Below are 16,153 nucleotides of genomic sequence, written 5' to 3'. Positions count from 1 at the left end.
GAAACAATCGGTTTCCGCCTGATTCAATAAGCTGTTACTTGGTCGTTTATGACTTCAGTAGTTGGCTTAGATCTTTGGCATCCCAATGAGGGAAGTGCTTACGAACTAGAGCGTTGAACTCAAGTTCAAATGCAGAGAAGTTACCGACTTGCTGTTCAACAGAGTCCAAACGGTCTCGAATCAAACCAGCACCAACCGTCACGTTGGTTAGACGGTCGATAACGATGAAGCCACCGGTCTCGGCACTTTCACGGTATTTATCCAATGCGACAGTCTCGTTCAGTGACCATTCACACAAGCCAATACCATTCAGTGGCAACTCATCGACAGCGTGGGTCGACAGGTTGTTGATGTCATACTGGTGACGAACCGTTTCAACTTGACCGACGGTTTTCTTGCCTGCGATCTTGATGTCGTAAGCTTTACCCGGTTGCAGTGGTTGTTCTGTCATCCACACGATGTCAGCCAATACATGGTTAGTAGATTCAATTTGCGCGTTTTCCAGCACAATCAAATCACCACGACTGATATCAATTTCATCTTCAAGAGTCAGTGTTACCGCCAAACCCGCTTGTGCTGATTCAAGTTCACCATCAAAGGTCACAATGCTTGCCACCTTAGAAGTTTTACCTGAAGGCAACGCCTTGATTTCATCACCCACGCTGACACGACCAGAAGCCACGGTGCCAGCAAAGCCACGGAAATCTAAGTTAGGACGATTGACATACTGCACAGGGAAACGGAATTCGCCCGCAGAGCGTTTTTGGTCAATGTCGACGTTCTCTAACACTTCTAATAGAGACGGACCTTCGAACCATGCAAGCTCTTTGCTTGGCGCAGCAACGTTAATACCTTCAAGTGCGGAAACTGGCAGAATCTGAATATTAGTTTCGCCCTCTAGGTTTTCAGCAAACTCTAGGTACTGATCGCGAATCTCCTCAAAACGATCTTGCGAGTACTCGACGAGATCCATTTTGTTGACTGCGACGATGAAATGCTTCAAACCAAGCAGGTTAGAAATAAACGAGTGACGACGTGTTTGATCCAGTACACCCTTACGAGCATCAATCAAGATCACAGCCAGATCACACGTTGAAGCGCCTGTTGCCATGTTGCGCGTGTACTGCTCATGCCCAGGAGTATCAGCAATAATGAATTTACGTTTTTGCGTCGAGAAGTAGCGATAAGCCACATCGATCGTGATACCTTGCTCACGTTCAGCTTGCAAGCCATCAACAAGCAGTGCCAAGTCAGGCTTCTCACCTGTGGTACCCACTCGTTGGCTATCCGAGTGAACCGCTGCTAGCTGATCTTCATAAATCTGTTTTGTATCATGGAGCAAGCGACCGATTAAGGTACTTTTACCGTCGTCTACCGAGCCACAAGTTAAAAATCTAAGCATAGATTTATGCTGATGCTGACTTAGATAACCTTCAATCCCTAGTTCAGCCAATTCGGCTTCTACTGCACTATTCATTTTTCTTTCCTTAGATTCTTAGAAATAACCTTGGCGCTTTTTCAGCTCCATAGAGCCCGACTGATCATGGTCAATCGCTCGACCTTGACGCTCACTGGACGTCGCCACCAGCATCTCTTCAATAATGCCTGTTAGCGTATTCGCCTCAGATTCAACGGCTCCGGTTAGTGGGTAACAGCCCAAAGTACGGAAGCGAACGCTTTTCTCTTCAATCACTTCACCTTCTTGCAGTTCCATACGGTCATCATCAACCATGATCAGCATGCCATCACGCTCAACCACAGGGCGTTTATCAGAAAGGTAAAGCGGAACAATATCGATGCTCTCTAGATAGATGTATTGCCAAATATCCAGTTCAGTCCAGTTTGATAATGGGAATACACGAATGCTTTCGCCCTTATTCACCTGACCGTTGTAGGTGTGCCACAACTCTGGGCGTTGGTTTTTTGGATCCCATGTGTGGTTCTTATCGCGGAAAGAGTAAACACGCTCTTTCGCTCGAGATTTCTCTTCATCACGACGCGCGCCACCGAAAGCCGCATCGAACCCATACTTGTTTAACGCCTGCTTAAGGCCCTGAGTTTTCATGATGTCTGTGTGTTTCGAAGAACCATGTACGAATGGGCTACAACCCATCTCGATACCTTCAGGGTTCTTATGTACCAAAAGGTCAAAACCGTACTTTTCTGCAGTGCGGTCACGAAACTCAATCATCTCGCGGAATTTCCAGTCCGTATCAACGTGTAATAGTGGGAATGGAATTTTACCTGGGTAAAACGCTTTGCGAGCTAAATGAAGCATCACAGAAGAATCTTTACCGATGGAGTACATCATCACTGGGTTATCAAACTCAGCCGCCACTTCACGGATAATATGAATACTTTCCGCTTCGAGCTGTTTTAGGTGGGTTAAACGTTCTTGGTCCATTTCAGTGCTTCCTTTAAGGCTCGCGTTACGAGCAATTCATTACTTGGTCTGCCAAGCATGGGATTTAACTCATCCACTTGAGTGAATGGGAGTATTGGCACTAGAAGAAAACAGAAGCTTCGTGTTGAGCTATCCTTGCTATTCGTCTGCCTGATACGTCCTTGATATAGGCATTATGACGAGCCTCTCATATTACTGGAAATTCTAAAATTTCATTTTTTATTCGAAAAGCTGATAAGGGGTTTAATTTATCGATAAGCAGGTGAAATGAATGGACTAATCTCATCGATATCAATTGTGCATTGATTGAGCAGGTTTGGGAGGCGTCTTGCAGAACACCATAAAGTAATCGATCTAAGTCACGAATTAACATTCGTTGTAATCATTGTTTCATTGCATTTTGTTACATTACGCAACGAATTTTCTACTATCCACTTTGGAGCTACAAAATGAAAGTTGCAATGAAACCTTTGTCATTGGCTGTACTTGCGGGTCTTGGTTTGACTCTGGCAGGCTGTACAACAACACCAGATACCGATGAAGTGATTAAACTACGTGTCGTAGAGACAACGGACATCCATACCAACCTAATGGATTACGATTACTACAAAGACAAGCCATCGAAAAAAATTGGCTTAGCACGTACTGCAACTCTAGTAAAAGAAGCTCAAAGCGAAGTAACCAACAGCGTATTAGTTGATAACGGTGACTTGCTGCAAGGTAGCCCAATGGGTGACTACATGGCAGACAAAGGCATCGAAGCGGGCGAAGTTCACCCTGCATACAAAGCTATGAACCAACTAAGCTACGACGCTGCAAACCTAGGTAACCACGAATTCAACTACGGTCTTGAGTTCCTAGAAGAATCTATCAACGACGCTGATTTCCCGTACATCAGTGCTAACGTTTACGACGCAGAAACCAAAGAACACTACTTCACGCCTTATATCATCAAGACGCACACGTTCGAAGATACTGCTGGCATAGAGCACGAAGTAAAAGTGGGTTACATCGGTTTCGTTCCACCACAAATCATGACGTGGGATAAGAAGAACCTTGAAGGTAAAGTGATCGCTCGCGATATCATTGAGACGGCTAACGAATTAGTGCCTCAAATGAAAGCGGAAGGCGCTGAAGTTATCGTTGCTATCCCTCACTCAGGCGTATCAACTGACCCATACAAAAATGGCGAAGAGAACTCAACGTTCTACCTATCTGAAGTAGACGGCATCGATGCGATCGCATTCGGCCACTCTCACGCAGTTTTCCCAGGTAAAGGTTTTGATGACATTCAAGGCATCGACAACGAAACTGGCACAATGAACGGCGTTGCGGCAGTAATGCCAGGTCGTTGGGGTAGCCACGTTGGTGTTATGGATCTAACACTTGCACAAAAAGACGGTAAGTGGGAAGTCGTTAAAGGCCAATCAGAAGCACGCCCAATCTACGACAAGGTAGAAAAGAAATCTCTTGCTGCTGCTGATGAAGGCATCGTTTCTGCACTAGAAAAAGACCACGCAGGTACTCGTGAATTTGTTAACCAACCGATTGGTAAAGCAGACGATGTGATGTACAGCTTCTTGTCTCTAGTACAAGACGATCCAACTGTTCAAATTGTGAACCTTGCGCAAAAAGATTACGTTGAGCAGTTCATCCAAGGTGATCCAGACTTAGATGGCACACCTGTACTTTCAGCAGCTGCACCATTCAAAGCAGGCGGCCGTAAGAATGACCCAGCGAACTTCACTGAAGTTGAATCTGGTCAACTGACATTCCGTAACGCGGCTGACTTATACCTTTACCCGAACACGCTAGTTGCAATGAAGGTAACAGGCCACGAAGTAAAAGAGTGGCTTGAGTGCTCTGCTGGTCAATTCCAACAAATAGATGTTAATTCGACCGCACCACAGCAGTTGGTTGAATGGGACGGCTTCCGCACTTACAACTTTGATGTCATCGATGGCGTTGAGTACCAAATCGATGTTACACAACCAGCAAAATACGATGGTAACTGTAAAGTTATTAATGAAGGCTCTGAGCGTATCGTAGGTCTAACTTACCAAGGTAAGCCAATCGACGTGAAGCAAGACTTCCTGATCGCAACCAACAACTACCGAGCATACAGCAATAAGTTCCCAGGTACGGGTGAAGACTTCATCGCATTTGATGCACCAGATGAGAACCGTACTGTTCTAGCAAACTACATCTCTCGAGTGAGCAAAGAGCAAGGTCAAGTGAGCCCAACGGCTGATAACAACTGGTCATTTGCGCCAATCAAAACGGATAAAAAGCTAGATATCCGCTTTGAAACATCTCCAAGCGACAAAGCGGCAGAGTTCATCAAAGAAAAAGGGCAATACCCGATGAAACGTGTTGCGACTGACGATGTTGGTTTTGCTGTTTACCAGATTGACCTAACTAAATAGATTGCTTAAGTAATCCATAGTTAACGTTCTGAAAGGCTGAGTTTAACGACTCAGCCTTTTTCTTTTGTTATTTATAAACCGAATCCACTGCCCTACTTTTCTCACCGTAAACACCCGCTAATTCAACCCCCAAACAGCACCACTCAAACCGTCAATCGATTTAAGTCCCCACAAAAAAACACTAATCAGCTGTAAGTTTTTCTCTGCTCCTCCTGTCTATTTAATTTACTACACTCAATGAATGGCCAATAAGCCATTCATCTATAGGATAGATAAGGGTATTTGATGAGCACCGTCGAGAGTATTCAAGCATGGTTAAATACAGGAGAAGAATCGCTGCTATGGCTGATGCTTGGCATTATCGCGCTTTCTTACTTGCTTGAAGATCTGGCGATTGTTACAGCGGCAGGTTTAGCAACTCAAGGACTCATGCTTCCTCAATATGCGTTGCTTGCCATTTTCATCGGCATTGCCACAGGTGATCTCGGTCTCTACTACCTAGGCAAATCAGGACGTTATTTCCGCGGCGTTCGTTACAAAGCCCTCACCAACCGATACTTTCGTGCACTTCGTACTAAATTACGTCAAAACGCTTTCAGCAGTCTTTTTGTCATCCGCTTTATTCCTGGGCTTCGTACCGTCGGTTTTACCTTAAGTGGCTTTTTCGCAATCCCACTGCCTACTTTCTTGTTTGCCGTTATTAGTGCCACTGCGCTCTGGACTGGCATTGTCTTCTCTGCCATCTACTATTTAGGGACATCAGCGTGGCTGCAAGCCTCTGAATATCAATGGGTCATCATCCCGTGTGCCATCGCTTTGCTGTTTATCGGCAATCGATTAATGAATAGAACCTACTCTAGAGGATTATCATGAGTTCACCGCAAGATATTCGCATCATTCCAGCACATCAAATCAATGCAGGTATGCCCTTGCTTGAAAAAGATACCGTGCGCAGTGTCTCTCCTTATGAGTTTTTTCCAACGTGGTTCTTCTACACGCCAGTGGTGATTCAAAGCCTGATGCAAGGGTTGCGGCACTTTGACTGGGCACTGCCGCTCATCGCCAACCCGAGTATTAAGTTAAGCGGCATGGTCGGCGAATCAAAACACGAGATACTGAGCCTTGCTGGATCATCGAGTCAGCGTTGGATCTCTCCGTTTATCACCTTAACCAAAACGGATCTTAGCAGTAAGAAACAAGCCGAAGATGCGCGCAGCGCACTCATACAGTCGGATCTCGATTTCCCCATTGTGGCTAAACCGGATCTTGGCTGTCGAGGTGTTGGCGTTAAGCTGATCAACACACAAGATCAACTTGAGCAGTATGTTGAGTCTTTCCCAAATAATGCTCGCTTTCTATTGCAAGAAAAGGCGCCTTATCAAGCCGAGGCGGGTGTTTTCTATGTTCGCTACCCAAATAAAAAGCAAGGCGAGATCATCTCGATCACACTCAAGTACGCACCAATGGTGACGGGTGATGGCAGCTCGACACTCAAGCAGTTAATTGAAAATAGCCCGCGTGCTGGGCAGCTTAGTCACCTGTATCTACCGAGACATGAAGATAAATTAGATCAAGTGCTCGCAGAGGGCGAAGAGTTCCAACTCGCGTTCGCAGGTAGCCATAGCCGTGGCTGTATCTTCCGAGACGGCAATCAATACATCACTCAGGCTTTAACCGAACGCTTAGATGAGATATTCGACGACTTCGATGGCTTTCACTTTGGTCGACTCGACGTCAAATTCAAGGACATGCACAGCCTAATGAACGGCGAGGACTTCACCATCCTTGAGGTCAATGGCGCAAGCAGTGAGGCCGGGCACATCTGGGATCGCAACACACCGCTGCGAGAGATATTTTCGACGCTACTCCTGCAATACCGCATTCTTTTTGATATTGGCGCTCAACAGAAACAAAGAGGCCACCAGCCTCCTTCTTTTAAGAGCTTATTTAACGCGTGGCAAGAAGAGCGACGTCTTGTTCAACAATATCCGACCACCGATTAACTTTGTACGAGGATCATGAATGAACCCCATAGCCCAACCGAGCGCCCTCACTTCTTTCTCTCCTAGTATCAAGGGAGCGGTAGAGATATTGAATCAGGGTTTAGAGTTTTTGTTAGCCATATCTGACAGCGACTATCTGACACGAGCAAAGCCGCACGTCACAAGTTCTATTGGTGAGCATACTCGTCACACGCTCGATCTTTTTCACGCTTTGATTTTAAAAGAGAATGCGACCGTTGATTACAACACTCGTCGTCGTGGTCACCCCGTCGAATTCGATAGGTCGATTGCGTTGAAAGAGATCCATTACGTGATCAATTGGCTTGAACGATTAGACCGTAGAGATCTCGAAGCACCTATCATGATCCAAACCGAAGTTTCGATGGATACACAAGTATTCGCCAGCCTGCCTTCTACGCTAGAAAGAGAGGTTACCTTTGCTGCGCTGCACGCCAATCATCATTACGCGATGATCAAAGTGATCACGACCTTTCTTGATGTCGAAACATGCAACACCTTTGGTTATGCCCCAACCACCAGCAGCTATTTGAGGGAGCAATAATCATGTGTTCAGTATCTTGGCTGCTTGAAGACAATGGCTATCAGGTCTTCTTTAATCGTGATGAACAAAAGACACGGGCACTGGCGATGCCACCTAAACAATATCGAGTTAACGGCGTCGATATCATCATGCCACTCGACCCAACCGGCGGTGGTAGCTGGATCTGTATCAATGAGTTAGGGCTTTCGCTATGCCTACTCAATAACTATCAAGGCATCGTACCTGATGGACTTTTAGTCAGCCGTGGTTTGCTACTCAAAAATCTATCATCGAGTCGTAACATCAGTAAGCTCTCTGAAGCATTTCATCAGCTCGACCTGCACTCTTTTGCCCCATTTACCTTGCTGGCTTTCGCGCCGAACTTAACTCAACACCATGGTTTGGTTATCGCCTACATGTGGGATGGCATTCAACAAAAAATAGTCGAAACCGATTCTCCGCTGTTCTCATCCGGTGTTGATTTAGAGCGAGTGCAAGCCTACCGACAAGCAAAATACGATCAGCTTATGGCAACGGGTAAGAATCAACAGAACTTACTTCAATTTCACTCTCACCATCACAGCGAACAGCCTCATTTAGCGACCTGCATGCATCGTGAAGACGCGCACACCGTGAGCTTTACACACTTACGCAATCTACACGGCCAAGCCTCTATGTTTTACGTACCCGGCTCGCCTTGTGAACCCATTAAACCATGCCAGATAAATCAACAGCGTTTTACCTTCGATTTATCACCAGCAATCAATCTATAGATGGAGTCCATCATGAGAAAACTATTAACCATGGTCATGCTACTTGTTAGCCCTTACGTATTTGCCGCCGATGAAATCTACACCGAATTCTTTAGCAGCAAGGCGCTCGATGGCTACGACACTGTGGCTTATTTCACTTCAGGTAAGCCTATTGAAGGCAGTAAAAAATTCAGCACCGAGTACAAAGGCGCAGACTGGTATTTCTCTTCTGAAAAGAATCTGACTTTATTTGTTAATAATCCTGAAAAATATGCCCCTCAATATGGTGGTTATTGCGCTTGGGCTGTTTCAGCAAAAAGTGATTTTGCACCCGGAGACCCGAATCAATGGACGATTGTTGATAACAAGCTTTACCTCAACTACGACCAAGAGATTAAACAGCGTTGGGAACAAGACCGAGCACAACATATTCAAAAAGCCGACACCATTTGGCCGCAACTGATCAAATAAGGTAGCTTCATTATGATTGATAGTCCTTTTCGTTTACCACGTTACACGCCTTTTGGTTTAGGTGAGTCTGTTGTCGAGTGGGCAACTGGGCTATCTAAGCTAGATAAGCTCTATCAAGATAGACCTGATGAGTTATCTAGCTTTGAATTCATGCATCACACCTTGTCAGCATTGAATATCGACTATTCCGTTTCAGCAGGCGCCACTGATAATATTCCCGAACAAGGGCCAGTAGTCATTGTGGCTAACCACCCGCTTGGTGCGATTGAAGGCGTGATCCTTGCAGATCTCGTAGGATCGGTAAGAAAGGATGTGAAGGTGTTGGCCAATGAGTTGCTCAAGCGACTGCCTGAACTGGATGATCTTTTCATTGGGGTCGATGTCTTTAACAGTAAAGAATCGAAACGCACCAATGCTAAAGCTATTCGAGATGCCAATCGTCATTTAGCAGACGGTGGACTCTTGATTGTGTTCCCTGCTGGCGAAGTATCGAGTTACCGTAAAGGGGCCAAGACACTAACAGACATCGAGTGGAGCAAATCAGTCGCAAAGTTTGTTAAGCGTCACCAAGCCACCACGGTGCCTATCTTTATCAATGGCAAGAACAGTGAGCTTTTCTACCAAGCGGGCCGTGTTCATCCACTACTGAGAACGGCTTTACTTGGCCGCGAACTTCTTAATAAACAGGCGACGACTATCTCTATCTCGATTGGCTCTTCGATTCCGTATTCAGAGATCAAATCGTTTGAACAAGAGATGGATATCGTCAACTACCTACGACTCAATACCTACCTAATGAGTCAACAAGATAGCCCGAATACGCCAATCCACGCGCCCTCTTTTGACACCCAAGTGATTGCGCCTATTCCACCAGAAGTGTTGGCAATAGAGGTCGATTCTCTTCCTGAAGAGATGAAGTTACTTGAGCAAGGGGACTTCGAGGTCTACTGTACGCCAAGCCAATCTATTCCTAACTTAATGCGCGAAATTGGTCGAGTTAGAGAAGAGAGTTTCCGAGAAGTCGGAGAAGGCAGCGGGCTTGCCTGTGATTTAGATGAGTATGACCTTTACTACCACCAACTGTTTGTTTGGAACAAAACCAAGGCTGAATTAGTGGGTGCATACCGACTAGGTATGGTCGACAAGCTCATCGCTGAGCACGGGCTTGATCAACTCTACTCTCGTAGCCTGTTTAACTACAATCAAAAATTCATCGATACTTTAGACAACAGTATCGAGCTTGGGCGTTCTGTAGTGAGCAAGCCTTATCAAAAGAGCCTTAACTCACTATTACTATTGTGGAAAGGTATCGCGGCCTTCGTGTATCGTCATCCTCAATACACTCACCTATTCGGCCCAGTCAGTATCAGTAATGATTACAGCCACAATGCGCGTCTGTTGATTGCGACGACCTTATCGATACATCATTATGACGAAGAAAAAGCAAACCTGGTTTCTCCTTCTTCACCACTCAATACCAGTAATCATGTGTTCTGGCAAAATCATCTGTTATCGTCATTGGCGAGTGTTCCTCTGCTCTCTAAAGTGTTAGCGCGTATGGAGCAAGGAAAAGGCCTGCCAGTACTACTCCGCCAATACCTAGGGATGAACGGTAAGTTGGTGTGCTTTAACGTCGACCCATCATTTAATGATGCTCTGGATGGCTTGATTGTGGTTAACCTTAAGAAAGTACCACTGAAAACTCTTGGTAAATACATGGGTAGAGAACTTGCTCAAGATTATCTAGCACAGCACGCTCGACGCTGATTTAGCCCGCTCTGTACCTAAACTCAAATAAGTGCGATGATTTCGACACTTATTTGGGTTAGGTTATTTCCATGCACACCTCTTTTATCGAACAACTACAAAGCTTCGACTTCTCTGAAAGTCAGATTGAATCTCTATTAGCCGTCGCGAAACCACTTGAGCTACCAACCAGACACATCCTGATCAATCAAGGTGAAATGGCGAGTTCAATCTACTTTGTACTTGAAGGCTTGTGCCACGCTTGTTATCTCACTGATGACGGCAAGCAATACAGCAAAGAGTTCTACTGGGAACAAGATTGGATCATCGGCTTTGAGAGTCTGATAAAAAACCAAGCGTCCCCTTACCTATTAGAAACGCTCACACCAATTACTATGTTAGAACTGCCAATGAACGCAGTTATCGAGTGGCGCGCATCAAACAACCCTTTGTATTTAAAGTTATTAGAAACTCAGCTGATGCATAAGGAAAACAAAGAACGCTTTATGCTGCTCTATACTCCAGAGCAACGCTATCAACTTTTCTGCGAACATTATCCCGACCTTGAACAGCGCTTGAACGACAATCAAATTGCTGCTTACCTCGGTATAACCGCGATCAGCCTGAGCAGAATCAAAGGTCGAATTAACAATAGTTAATGCCAACAATCATCGCACATAGTACATTCAGAGCATCGATAATCTCTGGATGTAAACATGATCACTTGGCACTCAATTCCCTTCTCTGAACTTTCAACACAGCAGCTTTATCAACTACTTCAATTACGAGTAGATGTGTTCGTCGTTGAACAAAATTGCCCTTATCCAGAACTCGACGGTAAAGATACACTCGCGGGTGTTGAACACTTGCTTGGCTATGCTGATGCAGAGTTAGTGGCGTGTGCACGCTTGTTACCACCAGGAACTTCTTACGACAACACGAGCATCGGTCGAGTGGCAACGAAGCAATCGGCAAGAGGTGATGGTTTAGGGCATCAATTGATAAAAGAAGCGTTAACACGCTGTGAGGCTCTTTGGCCGAGCAAGACCATCGATATTGGCGCGCAACAACACCTAGAAAACTTCTATGCGAATCACGGGTTCGAAACTATCTCTGAGATGTATCTGGAAGACGATATTCCGCATGTAGACATGAGATTTGAAAAGTAATGACGAATATCACTGTCGGTATTCTATTGTTGGTTGCAGGTAACTTGTTTGCCTCGCTTTCCGACGTAGCGGTAAAACTGTTGAATGGCGAAGTACCGCCTCTTCAGTATATTTTTTTCCGACAGTTGATATCTCTGCTCATCATCACCCCTTTGTGGCTACAACAGAAAAAAGAACAACGACGCTTACAACAAGCTAAAGTGACCTTTATTCGAGGACAACTGATCCTAATCGGCAGCGGATGTATGGTCGTCGCGATCACCCACCTTTCTTTGGCTACCGCCAACGCAGTATTTTACGTCGCGCCCCTGTTGATGTTACCTCTCTCTATGTTTCTACTGAAAGAGCAACCGGCACTTGGCAAGGTTATCGCCACCACTATCGGTTTTATTGGTGCATTGATTGTCTTGAGGCCATCACAATTTCATTGGGCAGCACTGTTTGCTTTGGGTACAGCACTCACCCTCGCACTATTCAATGTATTGGTAAGAAAGCTTCCTAGTGAGCAAACGGTGGTCACTACGCTGTGGTGGACAACCTTATGCTCTATTCCAGCCTCATTAGTACTGTGCTTCTTATACTGGCAGCCGGTGTCTGTGGAGCATTTGGGATACATAGCATTAAGTGCGACGCTAATCTTAAGCTACAACGGACTTGCGGTCGCTGCCTACCAAAAAGCACACTCTAGTCAAATTGCCTTGGCTGAATACTCAGGCTTAGTGTTTGTCGCCATAATAGGCGCGATATGGTTTGATGAGATTCCAGATACGTTAACCTTTATCGGAATTATGCTCATCATCTTACCGCTTGCACCTTTCAAGCGACCAAAAAAAAGAGCTAATCATTAGCTCTTTTCTATCGACTATCTGTATCTGACAAAACGCTTAAACGCAGGCTCAGAATTGAGCTACTTACTACGGCCAAAGCCACCGTCTGACAATCGGAAAAACATCACCGAAGTGTTGCCTTTTTCTAGCTGAAGAATGTCTAGTTTCCCGGTCTCGGCGAGTTTGAATCGAACTAGCTGGCCTTTACGAATCTGACTAAGTGGTTTGTCTGCCCCTTCAATACGCACTAGCGCGTTCAAGTCAGACAACGGTAAGTCGTTATTTCGAAAAACCTGCGCTAACGTATCCCCTTGCTTAACAAGATACTCTTGCCAACTGGTTAGCTCAGAAGAATTACTTTTAGCATTTTTCTGCTCGCTTAAGCCAACAGTATTTATCTCAAGCTCAACACGAGATGTTGCTGGTGCGTTGTCTACTTTAGGCTCTGGTAGCGGTGCAAACAATAAGATTAATATGATCGGCGAAATCACCATCAATAATTTCTGGTGTAATTTCGGCAATGATCCCCAAGTTTGCACTGTTGAGGTTTTCATTTTCTTTAGATCGATCGAGCTTAGTTTCTCTTTGACCTGATTCAGTCGGTCCTTGAACTCTGCTAAGTGGTCTACTTTCTGTTTTTTCTTTTGACGACGATTCATGCCACTGCGTCCTATACATTGAATAACTACAGTATAAAAACCAAAGTACCAACAGTATAGATCTTTCCGCGACAACAGAGAGCAAAGCAAGAAAATTGACATAGCTGTGATTTGGACACGGTAAAGCGTAAGTGATCAGAGGCTAGCCGTTTATTCAGGCTGCTAATACTGGTATTCTTACCCTTTTAGTACTGACAAAAAGAGTGACTTTTCATGTCTGAAGTAAAATTTGAAACTGTAGAGCAAAAAGCTAGCTACGGTATCGGTCTACAAATGGGCCAACAACTTGCTGGTTCTGGTCTTGAAGGCCTAAACGTTGATGCAATCGCTGCTGGTATCGCAACAGCTCTAGTTGGCGACATGCCAGCTATCGAAGTTGACGAAATCAACAACGCACTACAAGAGCTACACACTCGTGGTGAAGCTGCACGTCAAGAACTAGCTAAAGCTGCTGCTGCTGACGGCGAAGCTTTCCTAGCTGACAACGCTCTTCGTTCAGAAGTTACAGTTCTTGAGTCTGGTCTTCAGTACGAAGTACTAACTGAAGGTACTGGCGAAATCCCAACTGCAGACAAGCAAGTGCGCGTTCACTACCACGGCGAACTAACTGACGGTACAGTTTTCGATAGCTCTGTATCTCGCGGTCAACCTGCTGAATTCCCAGTAACTGGCGTAATTCAAGGTTGGGTACAAGCTCTACAAATGATGCCTGTTGGCTCTAAGTGGAAGCTATACATCCCTCAAGATCTAGCATACGGTGAGCGTGGCGCAGGTGCTGCAATCCCACCATTTGCTGCTCTAGTATTCGAAGTAGAACTTCTAGCAATTCTTTAATTTCTATAAAAACCTTTAGTAAAACAAAAAACTATAGGTAAATTAGACTGAATTAGCTCAACGGCGATGTGACTACATCGCCGTTTTTCGTTTATAGTGAAAGAGTAAATTACTTTATTACTTAAGGACGAATAATGAAGAAAGTACTCATCACCGTTTTAAGCAGCCTTGCTGTGGTATCTTGCGCTAGTACTAGCGAGTCAGAACAAGTTAGCCCAACTTCTGATATTAACTATTCCCAACTATCACAAACAGCCCTTATGGCCGCTGTAGACATGTGGTCTCAAAAAAATGAAGCAACACCATTTACGAGCACCCTTGCTAATTCCCTAAGTGACAAAGCATCTGTAACAAATGAGCAAGCTATAGGTGGAGTAGGCTCCATGCTAGCTCTTGCCCAAAATACCCTTGATAACTTTGACAACCAAGAGCTCGAAATGCTTTTCCCTGGAATGTCGACGCTTGATTCTACCGGTTTAACGTCAGTATTGGACTCAAAAACATCTGTTGAAAATGCATTTTCAGGATTAGGTATGGATTCATCAATGGTTGCGGCGTTTGCACCAATCATTATTCAAGGGCTAGAGTCACAAGGCGCAACAAGCGGTCTCGTTGATTCACTCGAAGCTATTTGGTTGTAATAACCAGTGATTAATAATTGATTTAAAATACTTAAAGGGCGCTTCGGTGCTCTTTTTTGTGCGCTGAACAAAAGAGATACGAGATACGAGATACGAGATACGAGATACGAGATACGAGATACGAGATACGAGATATTATTGAGAAATGGAGCAGAGAAGGTAAAGAAAAGTGCCAAATATCGTGGTGCAATTCTTATGTCGGTCTCCTAATTCTACAGATACAAAAAAGCCGAGCTAATGCTCGGCTTTTGTATTAAGAATCTAGTATAGATTACTCAGCAGCTTCTTCAGCAGCTGGGCGGTCTACAAGCTCAATGTAAGCCATTGGAGCTTTATCACCAGTACGGAAACCACATTTAAGAATGCGAGTGTAACCACCTTGGCGAGCCGCGAAACGCGGGCCTAGTTCATTAAATAGTTTTGCCACAACTTCGTTATCACGAGTGCGAGCAAATGCAAGACGACGGTTAGCAACACTGTCTGTCTTAGCTAGGGTAATCAATGGCTCAATTACGCGACGTAGTTCTTTTGCTTTAGGCACGGTAGTTTTAATAACTTCGTGACGAACAAGAGAGCTAGCCATGTTGCTGAACATCGCTTTGCGATGACTGCTGTTGCGGTTGAGTTGACGACCACTTTTACGATGGCGCATGACCTAATCCTTCTAACTTTTCGATTAATCTTCAGCGATTGACGCTGGTGGCCAGTTTTCTAGGCGCATGCCTAGAGAAAGACCACGTGAAGCAAGCACATCTTTAATCTCTGTAAGAGATTTCTTACCAAGGTTTGGCGTTTTAAGTAGCTCAACCTCAGTGCGCTGTACAAGATCACCGATGTAGTGAATCGCTTCTGCTTTCAAACAGTTAGCAGAGCGAACTGTTAGTTCAAGATCGTCTACAGGACGTAGTAGGATAGGATCGAATTCTGGCTTCTCTTCCTTCTCCTCAGGTACACGTACATCACGAAGATCTACGAACGCATCCAGTTGTTCAGCTAAAATAGTAGCTGCACGACGGATTGCTTCCTCAGGTTCTAGAGTACCGTTCGTTTCCATATCGATAACAAGCTTGTCTAAGTCAGTACGTTGTTCTACACGTGCCGCTTCAACAGCATAGGCGATTTTATCGACCGGGCTGTAAGTAGCGTCAACAAGTAGACGACCGATTGGACGCTCATCTTCTTCAGTATGGATACGAGCTGAAGCTGGAACGTAACCACGACCACGTTCTACTTTGATACGCATAGCGATCTCAGCGTTGTCATCCGTTAGGTGACAAATTACGTGCTCAGGGTTAGCGATCTCTACATCACCATCGTGGGTGATGTCACCTGCAACAACAGGGCCTGAGCCTGATTTGTTCAGTGTAATAAACACTTCATCTTTGCCTTCAGCAACGCGTACAGCTAAACCTTTAAGGTTTAGAAGGATTTCCAGGATATCTTCCTGAACGCCTTCTTTAGTGCTGTATTCGTGTAGCACACCTTCGATTTCAACTTCTGTTACGGCACAACCCGGCATAGAAGATAGAAGAATGCGGCGAAGAGCATTACCTAGAGTATGGCCGAAACCGCGCTCTAATGGCTCAAGAGTTACTTTCGCGTGTGTCGTATTGATCTGTTCAATGTCAACAAGACGCGGCTTAAGAAATTCTGTTACAGAACCCTGCATTGTGTCCTCTC

17 protein-coding genes are annotated in these 16,153 nt (G+C 45.0%); 12 read left to right on the top strand and 5 right to left on the bottom strand.

What is annotated here, in order from left to right; translation table 11 throughout:
• Window positions 1-46: 46 nt before the first annotated feature.
• Entirely contained in the window at window positions 47-1,477 is a 1,431-nt protein-coding gene (gene cysN / locus AB4180_RS16625; protein ID WP_102249938.1) for a sulfate adenylyltransferase subunit CysN, read from the bottom strand.
• Between the two features lie 18 nt (window positions 1,478-1,495).
• Window positions 1,496-2,440 (bottom strand): sulfate adenylyltransferase subunit CysD, encoded by a 945-nt coding sequence (cysD, locus tag AB4180_RS16620; RefSeq protein ID WP_258954156.1) that lies wholly within the window; start codon window positions 2,438-2,440, stop codon window positions 1,496-1,498.
• Between the two features lie 413 nt (window positions 2,441-2,853).
• On the opposite strand from cysD, the gene AB4180_RS16615 reads away from it, so the two are divergent.
• From AB4180_RS16615 to AB4180_RS16570, 10 genes are all read left to right on the top strand, one after another.
• On the top strand, window positions 2,854-4,830 hold the full coding sequence (locus AB4180_RS16615; RefSeq protein ID WP_102249937.1) for a bifunctional 2',3'-cyclic-nucleotide 2'-phosphodiesterase/3'-nucleotidase: 1,977 nt from the start codon (window positions 2,854-2,856) through the stop codon (window positions 4,828-4,830).
• A gap of 285 nt (window positions 4,831-5,115) precedes the next feature.
• The gene (locus AB4180_RS16610; protein WP_102249936.1) at window positions 5,116-5,703 is read left to right on the top strand and encodes a DedA family protein; all 588 of its coding nucleotides are present in this window, start codon (window positions 5,116-5,118) and stop codon (window positions 5,701-5,703) included.
• Window positions 5,700-6,833, top strand: a complete 1,134-nt coding sequence (locus AB4180_RS16605) for an ATP-grasp domain-containing protein (protein WP_102249935.1) — start codon at window positions 5,700-5,702, stop codon at window positions 6,831-6,833. The genes AB4180_RS16610 and AB4180_RS16605 overlap by 4 nt, the downstream gene beginning before the upstream one ends.
• A 19-nt stretch (window positions 6,834-6,852) precedes the next feature.
• The gene (locus AB4180_RS16600) at window positions 6,853-7,395 is read left to right on the top strand and encodes a DinB family protein (RefSeq protein WP_017078811.1); all 543 of its coding nucleotides are present in this window, start codon (window positions 6,853-6,855) and stop codon (window positions 7,393-7,395) included.
• A 2-nt stretch (window positions 7,396-7,397) separates the two neighbouring features.
• Entirely contained in the window at window positions 7,398-8,147 is a 750-nt protein-coding gene (locus AB4180_RS16595; RefSeq protein ID WP_102249934.1) for an NRDE family protein, read from the top strand.
• Window positions 8,148-8,159: 12 nt separating this feature from the next.
• Window positions 8,160-8,597 (top strand): YHS domain-containing (seleno)protein, encoded by a 438-nt coding sequence (locus AB4180_RS16590; protein WP_102249933.1) that lies wholly within the window; start codon window positions 8,160-8,162, stop codon window positions 8,595-8,597.
• Between the two features lie 12 nt (window positions 8,598-8,609).
• Window positions 8,610-10,364 (top strand): lysophospholipid acyltransferase family protein, encoded by a 1,755-nt coding sequence (locus AB4180_RS16585; protein WP_102249932.1) that lies wholly within the window; start codon window positions 8,610-8,612, stop codon window positions 10,362-10,364.
• A 71-nt stretch (window positions 10,365-10,435) separates the two neighbouring features.
• Window positions 10,436-11,002: a Crp/Fnr family transcriptional regulator gene (locus tag AB4180_RS16580; RefSeq protein ID WP_017067547.1), complete on the top strand. Its 567-nt coding sequence runs from the start codon at window positions 10,436-10,438 to the stop codon at window positions 11,000-11,002.
• 57 nt (window positions 11,003-11,059) lie between these two features.
• Entirely contained in the window at window positions 11,060-11,512 is a 453-nt protein-coding gene (locus AB4180_RS16575; protein ID WP_017096573.1) for a GNAT family N-acetyltransferase, read from the top strand.
• Window positions 11,512-12,360 carry a DMT family transporter gene (locus AB4180_RS16570; protein WP_017096572.1) on the top strand — a complete coding sequence of 283 codons (849 nt, stop codon included), beginning with the start codon at window positions 11,512-11,514 and terminating at the stop codon, window positions 12,358-12,360. Before AB4180_RS16575 ends, AB4180_RS16570 begins: the two co-directional genes overlap by 1 nt.
• 59 nt (window positions 12,361-12,419) lie before the next feature.
• Here AB4180_RS16570 and AB4180_RS16565 read toward each other — a convergent pair whose 3' ends face one another.
• The gene (locus AB4180_RS16565; RefSeq protein ID WP_102249931.1) at window positions 12,420-12,998 is read right to left on the bottom strand and encodes a LysM-like peptidoglycan-binding domain-containing protein; all 579 of its coding nucleotides are present in this window, start codon (window positions 12,996-12,998) and stop codon (window positions 12,420-12,422) included.
• A 213-nt stretch (window positions 12,999-13,211) separates the two neighbouring features.
• Here AB4180_RS16565 and AB4180_RS16560 point away from each other — a divergent pair, with 213 nt between their 5' ends.
• The gene (locus AB4180_RS16560; protein ID WP_008220519.1) at window positions 13,212-13,832 is read left to right on the top strand and encodes an FKBP-type peptidyl-prolyl cis-trans isomerase; all 621 of its coding nucleotides are present in this window, start codon (window positions 13,212-13,214) and stop codon (window positions 13,830-13,832) included.
• Window positions 13,833-13,966: 134 nt separating this feature from the next.
• Window positions 13,967-14,473, top strand: a complete 507-nt coding sequence (locus tag AB4180_RS16555; RefSeq protein ID WP_017096570.1) for a DUF2780 domain-containing protein — start codon at window positions 13,967-13,969, stop codon at window positions 14,471-14,473.
• A 271-nt stretch (window positions 14,474-14,744) separates the two neighbouring features.
• On the opposite strand, the gene rplQ is transcribed toward AB4180_RS16555, so the two are convergent.
• Together rplQ and AB4180_RS16545 are read right to left on the bottom strand one after the other, a co-directional pair.
• On the bottom strand, window positions 14,745-15,125 hold the full coding sequence (gene rplQ / locus AB4180_RS16550) for a 50S ribosomal protein L17 (RefSeq protein ID WP_004729812.1): 381 nt from the start codon (window positions 15,123-15,125) through the stop codon (window positions 14,745-14,747).
• A 24-nt stretch (window positions 15,126-15,149) separates the two neighbouring features.
• Window positions 15,150-16,142 (bottom strand): DNA-directed RNA polymerase subunit alpha, encoded by a 993-nt coding sequence (locus AB4180_RS16545; RefSeq protein ID WP_004729813.1) that lies wholly within the window; start codon window positions 16,140-16,142, stop codon window positions 15,150-15,152.
• Window positions 16,143-16,153 lie beyond the last annotated feature (11 nt).

Source organism: Vibrio sp. 10N.286.49.C3 (assembly GCF_041469545.1).
Taxonomy (GTDB): domain Bacteria; phylum Pseudomonadota; class Gammaproteobacteria; order Enterobacterales; family Vibrionaceae; genus Vibrio; species Vibrio tasmaniensis_A.
Note: the sequence above shows the minus strand (reverse complement) of the source record. Positions and strands in the feature narration are given on the sequence as shown.

What these genes read in the sequence shown, in the direction of transcription:
- AB4180_RS16555 (WP_017096570.1), top strand. Translation starts at nt 13,967, where the DNA reads ATGAAGAAAGTACTCATCACCGTTTTAAGCAGCCTTGCTGTGGTATCT.
- AB4180_RS16585 (WP_102249932.1), top strand. Translation starts at nt 8,610, where the DNA reads ATGATTGATAGTCCTTTTCGTTTACCACGTTACACGCCTTTTGGTTTA.
- AB4180_RS16570 (WP_017096572.1), top strand. Translation starts at nt 11,512, where the DNA reads ATGACGAATATCACTGTCGGTATTCTATTGTTGGTTGCAGGTAACTTG.
- AB4180_RS16610 (WP_102249936.1), top strand. Translation starts at nt 5,116, where the DNA reads ATGAGCACCGTCGAGAGTATTCAAGCATGGTTAAATACAGGAGAAGAA.
- AB4180_RS16595 (WP_102249934.1), top strand. Translation starts at nt 7,398, where the DNA reads ATGTGTTCAGTATCTTGGCTGCTTGAAGACAATGGCTATCAGGTCTTC.
- rplQ (WP_004729812.1), bottom strand. Translation starts at nt 15,125, where the DNA reads ATGCGCCATCGTAAAAGTGGTCGTCAACTCAACCGCAACAGCAGTCAT.
- AB4180_RS16590 (WP_102249933.1), top strand. Translation starts at nt 8,160, where the DNA reads ATGAGAAAACTATTAACCATGGTCATGCTACTTGTTAGCCCTTACGTA.
- AB4180_RS16600 (WP_017078811.1), top strand. Translation starts at nt 6,853, where the DNA reads ATGAACCCCATAGCCCAACCGAGCGCCCTCACTTCTTTCTCTCCTAGT.
- AB4180_RS16575 (WP_017096573.1), top strand. Translation starts at nt 11,060, where the DNA reads ATGATCACTTGGCACTCAATTCCCTTCTCTGAACTTTCAACACAGCAG.
- AB4180_RS16605 (WP_102249935.1), top strand. Translation starts at nt 5,700, where the DNA reads ATGAGTTCACCGCAAGATATTCGCATCATTCCAGCACATCAAATCAAT.
- AB4180_RS16615 (WP_102249937.1), top strand. Translation starts at nt 2,854, where the DNA reads ATGAAAGTTGCAATGAAACCTTTGTCATTGGCTGTACTTGCGGGTCTT.
- AB4180_RS16545 (WP_004729813.1), bottom strand. Translation starts at nt 16,142, where the DNA reads ATGCAGGGTTCTGTAACAGAATTTCTTAAGCCGCGTCTTGTTGACATT.
- AB4180_RS16560 (WP_008220519.1), top strand. Translation starts at nt 13,212, where the DNA reads ATGTCTGAAGTAAAATTTGAAACTGTAGAGCAAAAAGCTAGCTACGGT.
- AB4180_RS16580 (WP_017067547.1), top strand. Translation starts at nt 10,436, where the DNA reads ATGCACACCTCTTTTATCGAACAACTACAAAGCTTCGACTTCTCTGAA.
- AB4180_RS16565 (WP_102249931.1), bottom strand. Translation starts at nt 12,998, where the DNA reads ATGAATCGTCGTCAAAAGAAAAAACAGAAAGTAGACCACTTAGCAGAG.
- cysN (WP_102249938.1), bottom strand. Translation starts at nt 1,477, where the DNA reads ATGAATAGTGCAGTAGAAGCCGAATTGGCTGAACTAGGGATTGAAGGT.